Here is a 6,805-nt window from a genome sequence, read left to right as displayed (position 1 = left end):
CCTTTGCACTCGATCTCAATACCGAGCTTTTTGAAGCCTTCTTTTAGGCTTTCAGTAATGACCTGCTGGAGGACCTCGGGCGGAACGTCCTCTGAAAGAGAAAACCCGCCGATAGGAAGAGGCATTGCCTGGCTGCCAAGCTGAGCTTCCGCTTCGGCTACTTCTTCTTCCTTTTTGATTTTTTCAACGGCGTCTCGCAGCAGAAAGGCGCATATACACTGCTCGAGCCAGCTTTTGCGGTCTATCTGCAGCTCGTCAAGAGAGTCAAGCAAACGCTTTTTCAGCTCGTCTTCAATATCAAAAACAATCTTTGCCATTTCTAAATCTGTCTATGCGAAGGAGGATGAGTCTAACAACAAAGGCGCTCTAACAGTGAGCATTTTGTTAACGATAGTAGTTACTCTCTTTATTCTAAAGAACAAGCCTAAGAATTTAGGCCTGTCGACCGCTGATTGCCTGTTCAGGAAAGATGCTGCACCTATCACTTTTAATTTCTTAATCGAGCCCATAGTCTCTTAAAACGCTTCTAGCTCATCTGCACTCGGCTCGTAGCACAAAAGCAACTTCGCAAACTAAAAATTTTAAAATCATTCGCAAACGACGATTAACCTTTTTATGCGATTATCCAAGAAATTGAAACCTTACCTCAGGAATTGTCTGTTTATTTACCCTGCTTTCAAAGCAGCGCGTTAAGTCTAGAATAAATCTAACTCTATGATTAACAATAGAGTATTCAAGGAGAACTTATGAAACTTACAACACTTGCACTTTCAATTAGCGCCGCCATTTGTTCGACTGCAGCTTTTGCCTACACACCCGGAACCTACACCGCTTCCATCGCCGGACAGAACGGTCCGGTCACCGTCGAAGTCCAGACTTCTGCGGATAAAATTCTTTCCGTTAAAGTGCTCAAGCAGCAGGAAACTGAAGGTATCGGCTCTAAAGCTGTCGTACAGCTTCCGAAGGAAATCATGACCGCTCAGTCTGCCGACGTACAGGCTGTTGCCGGCGCCTCTGTCACATCTGCCGCCATTAAGAAAGCTGTTCAGGAATGCCTTGGCAAAGCCAGCGGCAAAAAAGCCGCTCCGGTCTCGTTAAAGAACGGCGTCTTCGAAGGCCAAGCATACGGCAACAACGGCTGGCTCAATGTTGAAGTGACCATCAAAGACAACAAGATCACCGATATCAAGACACCCGGACAGCGTGAAACACGCTTCCTTGGCGACACTGCGATTAAGACCATCGGTAAAGATGTTATCGAATACCAGACTCTGAACGTGGACAATGTCGCAGGCGCAACCGTCACCAGCACCGCATTCAAGACAGCCATCGGACAGGCAATTGAAAAGGCAGGCGGCAATATCGCCAACTTCCAGAAACCGGTTCCTGAAAAAATTAAAAAAGTCGCAGGCTCCATTAAAGATCATGCCGACCTGATTATTGTCGGTGCGGGCGGCGCAGGTTTATCCGCAGCGGTAACCGCGAAAGATCTCGGCGTTAAGAATGTTCTCGTAATCGAGAAGATGCCGGTTGTCGGCGGCAACACGCTCCGCTGCGCATCCGCTTTCAACGCGGCTGATCCGGAACGCCAGAAAACGCTTCCGATGACGGATACACTCAAAGACGCCATTGTAAAAGCGATCAGCGAAAAACCGGTCAGCGAAGAACACAAACAGTTAATGGCTGACGTTAAAGCCAAGTACGAAGCCTACTTAAAGAGCGGTTCCAAAACACTCTTTGACTGTCCGGAATGGCATGCGCTTCAGACCTATAACGGCGGCGACAAAGTCGGCAAGATTCCTCTGATTCGCGAGTACGCCAACAACGTTCTCGACACGCTGCACTGGATGCAGTCCAAAGGCGCTCCTGTTATGGATCGCCTCAGCCAAGGCGCGGGCGCGCTTTGGCAGCGTACGCATCAGCTTGATGCTCCGGCGGGGCTCGGCTTAATTTCTCCGCTGTATGACAACGCTGTCAAGCAGAATGTCCGCTTTAAACTCGGCCTGAGAGTCAATGACGTCATCATCAATGACAAAGGCCGCGTCATTGGCGTCACCGCCACTGATAAAGTCGGCAACAAGTACGAAATCACCTCCAAGGACGGTGTCATTCTTGCAACCGGCGGCTACTCTCAGAATAAAGAGATGCGCCAGAAGTCTGCTCCGCACCTTACACCTGATATGGTCTCCACCAATCAGCCGGGTGCAACCGGCGACGGCATTATCATCGCGACCAAACACGGCGCAGATACAACCGGCATGAATTATGTTCAGGTCTATCCGCTTGCCACACCGGGTACCGGCGCTCTTCAGGGCCGCGCCCGCAAGATGAGCGGTCTTGATGATGTCATTGACGTCAATAAGAACGGTGAGCGCTTCGTTAAGGAAGACGCCAGACGAGATGAGTTCGTTGCCGCCATTAAGAAGCAGCCTGACGCGATCTGCTACGACATCAATGACTCTTCCATTGTTAAGCCGCTCAACAGCTTCAATGAAGACGTTGAAACTCTCGTCAAGATCGGCCGCATTTATAAAGCCGATACACTTGCGGATCTGGCAAAGCAGCTGGGTATGCCTGCTGACAAACTGGAAGCGACTGTTGCGGAATTCAACAAGATGGTCGAAGCCAAGAACGATCCGAAGTTCGGCCGCAAGCTGTTTGACCGACAGATTATTAAACCGCCGTTCTACGCGACACCGCGCGCTCCTTCCATCCACCACACGATGGGCGGTCTGATGATTTCTCCGAACGCTCAGGTTTTGGATAAGAACGGCAAACCGATCCCCGGACTCTTTGCTGCCGGCGAAGTTACGGGCGGCATCCACGGTTCTAACCGTCTCGGCGGAAACGCCACTGCGGACGTCTTAACCTTTGGGCGCATTGCCGCTAAAAGCGCTGTTTCGCAGAAATAGAAGTTAGTTGACGAAGGCCCGCTTTCACGCGGGCCTCTTATTTGGCTGTATGGCTCTCAGAGTTAATACAATAATTTCAGCGCTGCCGTCCTCGAAGTCTATGAAGCTCAGCTCGTGTGCTTTTGATCTTTCAAGCTTTCATTAGAGATCGAAGGACATTAGCTAAAGTCTGAGTTTTTGCTGGTCCAAATCCAGCTGTTCCGAAAGGTTTTTTAGATCGATAAGCATGTCGTTGACGCTCATAAGCGTACTCTCAGGCACATCTGTCACTTCAGAAATCAATTCGATAGGCATCTTCGACTCATGCTGCAGCAGCTTTACTGCCTCCTCCATTCGGTACTTGACTAACCGCTTTTGCGCTTCCGCCCATCCTTCTATCCAGCCCATTATCCAGCCTTTCATCCAACCTTCCAGCCACGCCCTTTCATAAATATCCAACTCAATACCTGAACATTTTCTGCAGACGTCTTCTATGCTGTCACAGGAATTCTCTATTTCGCGCAGAACTTCGCTTTTCATTCTTGGAACCTCCTAAACAGGAGACCTTTCACGAACAAGAAAGATTTTTCTTAATTTCTCGGAGCTGCTCTATAGACAATCCGCTCACTTCAGCAATCGCTTCAAGTGACATCTGTCCGAGCCGAATCAACTTTGCAGCCACCTCCGTTTGAGCTTGTGCCCAACCTTCGGCCCAAGCTTCTTCAGCTATCTCCAGTTCAACACCTGAAAGTTCGCGGCCGCTTATTCCTGTTTCTTTAAATAAACGCATGCGTTCTGCCAGAGTATCTTTTTGCATTCTTTGAACCTTTTAATCCGAAAGGCGTCTAGGTCGGATGTGAAAGATTTTTCTTAATTTCTCGGAGTCGCTCTATGGGCAAGTCGACTACTTCAGCAATCGCTTCAAGCGGCATCTGCCCGAGTCGAATCAACTTTGCAGCCATCTCCGCTTGAACTTGTGCCCAACCTTCGGCCCGACCTTTGGCCCAAGCTTCTTCAGCCATCTCCAGTTCAATACCTGAAAGTTCACGCTCGCCTTCTCTTATCTCACGACGTAGACGATCTGACCATGTTTCTTTTTGCACTCTTTGGATCCCTTAAAGCGGAGAACGTCTAGACAGAAAGAGATAGATTCGACTTAATTTCTCGTAGCTGCTCTATAGGCAATCCGCTCACTTCCGCAATCGCTTCAAGTGACATCTGTCCGAGCAGAATCAACTTTGCGGCCATGTCCGTTTTAGCTTCTTCCAGACCTTCTTGCCGACCTCCTTCCCAATTACTTTCAGCTATATCCAGTTCAATACCCGAAAGTTCGCGCTGGCCCATTTTTGTCTCTTTAAAGAGGCGCATGCGTTCTGCCAAAGTTTCGTTTTTCATCTCGTCAGCTCCTTTACAAGAAAAATCATGCATTAGTTTGCCGATAGGATCTTCACCGCGATATTCACCATTTACAAAAATTATATGCGTTCCATCTCTGAAATGAGTATTGTCCTGAACGCAGATCCTCTCAATTTGATACGCGGGCAATCCTTTTCTTTTGAAGTCTTTCTCTGTAATAAATATCACGTAACACTCATTCAGAGATGAAAAATCACTGTTCTTTTCCAAACTGTTCGTATCAAGCAGCGCAGAATGGTAACGTGCGCGCCTTTCCAAATTACTCGAAACGACGCGTTGAACCTTGATGTTGATGTGATTCCCTTGTTCATCCACGGCCAATGCATCGAGCCTCACTGTTCTTTTATCCAGTGCATTAAGGTTTTTCTGAACCTCGACTTTCTTGACTTTAACCAGCGGATACCCTAACTGCTTGAAAATTTCGTGAATCACAACCTCTATACATTGCGGTTGATCTTTGAAAAAAACTTCAAAAAAGATATCGTCCATCAGACGAACGTTTTCGATATATCTCCGGGCTGATTTTTTCATTTTTTATCCTTTTCGTTAGGTCTTAATTTTATCAGCTGAGGCAGAAGAAAGGAAGGGTAAATTATTTTTAATAAGCCCAATAAGATAGGACTTTAATAAAACTTACCCTCTGCTCAGGTAAGACAAAAAACGTCAAAACAACATTTGTTTGTTCGCAGAGAAACAATCTCAGGACAAACCCAAGTGGACTGCTGAAACAGTCATAAAGTGGACTGCTCTTCAAAAAGATTGTTTTGGAAAATGAAGTCAATCTTAAGGAGACAAAAATGAAAACAGCAAAAATACCCAGCTTGCTTTTATTAAGCCTCAGTTTGTTTTCGCTTTCCGCTGTCGCCGCGGACACCCTGCCTGCAAAAGACCCGGTTAACACAAACCAGTGCTTCGGATGTCATGCCTCAGCAATTAAAACGCTTTCAACAAGAGGCGCCCACAAGAACGTCAACTGCGTCGCCTGCCATGACATTCCTAAGGAGCATATGAGCGCTCCAAGTAAAGAGAATCGGCCGACGACTCACTTTGAATACGCAGCATGCGGACAGTGCCACACTGAGCAGCACAAAGACATCATGGACCCGAAATATCACTATGAGTGGGCCCTGAAGAACACGCCGCCTACTTATGCTCAATTCCGAGATCTCACCGGCGACAACTCATTCCGTGATGTTCAGTTCAGGCTGCCGAGATTCCATTCCAGCATCGTGACCGACCTTGCCAACGTCCGCTCTGACGGAAGATATCAGTACAAAAAGTACACCGATCTTTCCAAGCCCGGCGCTCCGCTCTGGGAAGCACTCACTGACACCCGCCCCGAGGAAGGTGACAAGATCAAACCCTCCAAGACGCTTTCACTCACATGGCGTCCGCAAAAGGGCCGCGAAATCATGGGCCGCTCGGACTGCTTAAAGTGCAAGACGAATGACAACATGCTCGATTACGCATACCTCGGAAAGAGAGATCCGAAAGCGCCCTTAGCTTTCGACGATCCGGACCACAAGGTACTTAAGACTGTCAACAACAGCTTTAACTGTATTACCTGCCACGATCCTCACTCAGCTGAACCGCGCATTGTGTTCGATCATCTGATCGAGGCTATGTCTCATAAAGACTTTAAGGATTCCAACTATCAGAAAAACGTCGGCAAAACCGGTTACCCGAAGATTGAAGTCATCGAAATGGGTGTACGCGGATACCCGAGAAAGATTGCGATTCTTGATAAGGCAAACTCTAATTACATGTGCGGACAGTGCCATCAGGGCCACAACCGTTCGGAAACTTTCTACAAGGACAGCGACGGCTCTTTAGCGCATGAAAAGAACGCGATCGACAGAAACGGATGGTCCGTCGGTACGTATTTTGCCGGCAATCCGCTGGAGCGCTGGAATCTGGTTCGCGGCCTCGGTCTTTATAACGGAATCGATAAAGCGACCGGAGTTAAGACTGTTTCCACCGACCACTACCATATGGAAACTGTTGTTGCATCCAAGCACGGCCAAGCAGGCGTCGGATGTACAGACTGCCATTTCGCTAAGAAAGAAAACGGCACTCTCGAGCATCAGCCGAGTCTTCCGACCCTGAAGTATAAGAACACCTGCGCTCGTTCCGACTGCCATGGCAATCCAAACGGAGATAACTGGAGTGAAGGACAGGCCGCTTATATGGTCGCCACAATTCAGCAGCGCTACCGCATCCATAAGGAAAGATTAGAGCGCTACGGTTTGGCAGCTCGCGACCTCCTTATCAAGGCTAAAGTCGGTGAAGTTAAAATTCCGGACGACCAGTACAAGAAACTTCAGGACGCTTACAGTCTCTATCTGCACACCACCGGTTTCTACTTCTCTGATTACTCCAAAGGCGTACACGATCCTTCGGGATTTGAAGAAACATCTTCATACGTCATCAAGAACCTGCGAACGGCAACTGCAGAAGCTCAAAAAGCCGTAAAGTAAATCGATAACTCGTGTCGAGAC

7 protein-coding genes are annotated in these 6,805 nt (G+C 48.1%); 2 read left to right on the top strand and 5 right to left on the bottom strand.

The features are described 5' to 3' along the window. On the bottom strand, window positions 1-317 hold a 317-nt coding region (locus tag NFR90_RS09960; RefSeq protein ID WP_251452694.1), incomplete at its 3' end, for a hypothetical protein. A 429-nt stretch (window positions 318-746) separates the two neighbouring features. Between NFR90_RS09960 and NFR90_RS09955 the strand changes: the two genes are divergently transcribed. Then, window positions 747-2,912, top strand: a complete 2,166-nt coding sequence (locus NFR90_RS09955; RefSeq protein WP_251452693.1) for a flavocytochrome c — start codon at window positions 747-749, stop codon at window positions 2,910-2,912. Between the two features lie 162 nt (window positions 2,913-3,074). Here the strand turns inward: NFR90_RS09955 and NFR90_RS09950 are convergent, their stop codons facing one another. From NFR90_RS09950 to NFR90_RS09935, 4 genes are read right to left on the bottom strand one after another with little or no spacing between them, the layout of a single operon-like run. Continuing rightward, on the bottom strand, window positions 3,075-3,431 hold the full coding sequence (locus NFR90_RS09950) for a hypothetical protein (RefSeq protein WP_160335644.1): 357 nt from the start codon (window positions 3,429-3,431) through the stop codon (window positions 3,075-3,077). Window positions 3,432-3,459: 28 nt separating this feature from the next. Continuing rightward, window positions 3,460-3,708, bottom strand: coding sequence for a hypothetical protein (locus NFR90_RS09945; RefSeq protein WP_160335645.1), 249 nt, complete (start codon window positions 3,706-3,708; stop codon window positions 3,460-3,462). A 28-nt stretch (window positions 3,709-3,736) separates the two neighbouring features. Then, window positions 3,737-3,994, bottom strand: a complete 258-nt coding sequence (locus NFR90_RS09940) for a hypothetical protein (protein ID WP_160335646.1) — start codon at window positions 3,992-3,994, stop codon at window positions 3,737-3,739. 28 nt (window positions 3,995-4,022) lie between these two features. Further along, the gene (locus tag NFR90_RS09935; RefSeq protein WP_251452690.1) at window positions 4,023-4,838 is read right to left on the bottom strand and encodes a PD-(D/E)XK nuclease family transposase; all 816 of its coding nucleotides are present in this window, start codon (window positions 4,836-4,838) and stop codon (window positions 4,023-4,025) included. A 266-nt stretch (window positions 4,839-5,104) separates the two neighbouring features. Between NFR90_RS09935 and NFR90_RS09930 the strand changes: the two genes are divergently transcribed. Further along, window positions 5,105-6,784 (top strand): ammonia-forming cytochrome c nitrite reductase subunit c552, encoded by a 1,680-nt coding sequence (locus tag NFR90_RS09930; protein WP_251452687.1) that lies wholly within the window; start codon window positions 5,105-5,107, stop codon window positions 6,782-6,784. Window positions 6,785-6,805 lie beyond the last annotated feature (21 nt).

Source organism: Parasutterella muris, assembly GCF_943193095.1.
GTDB lineage: Bacteria > Pseudomonadota > Gammaproteobacteria > Burkholderiales > Burkholderiaceae_F > Parasutterella > Parasutterella muris.
Note: the sequence above shows the minus strand (reverse complement) of the source record. Positions and strands in the feature narration are given on the sequence as shown.

Coding starts and splice junctions, on each gene's coding strand:
- NFR90_RS09955 (WP_251452693.1), top strand. CDS start 747: ATGAAACTTACAACACTTGCACTTTCAATTAGCGCCGCCATTTGTTCG.
- NFR90_RS09950 (WP_160335644.1), bottom strand. CDS start 3,431: ATGAAAAGCGAAGTTCTGCGCGAAATAGAGAATTCCTGTGACAGCATA.
- NFR90_RS09945 (WP_160335645.1), bottom strand. CDS start 3,708: ATGCAAAAAGATACTCTGGCAGAACGCATGCGTTTATTTAAAGAAACA.
- NFR90_RS09935 (WP_251452690.1), bottom strand. CDS start 4,838: ATGAAAAAATCAGCCCGGAGATATATCGAAAACGTTCGTCTGATGGAC.
- NFR90_RS09930 (WP_251452687.1), top strand. CDS start 5,105: ATGAAAACAGCAAAAATACCCAGCTTGCTTTTATTAAGCCTCAGTTTG.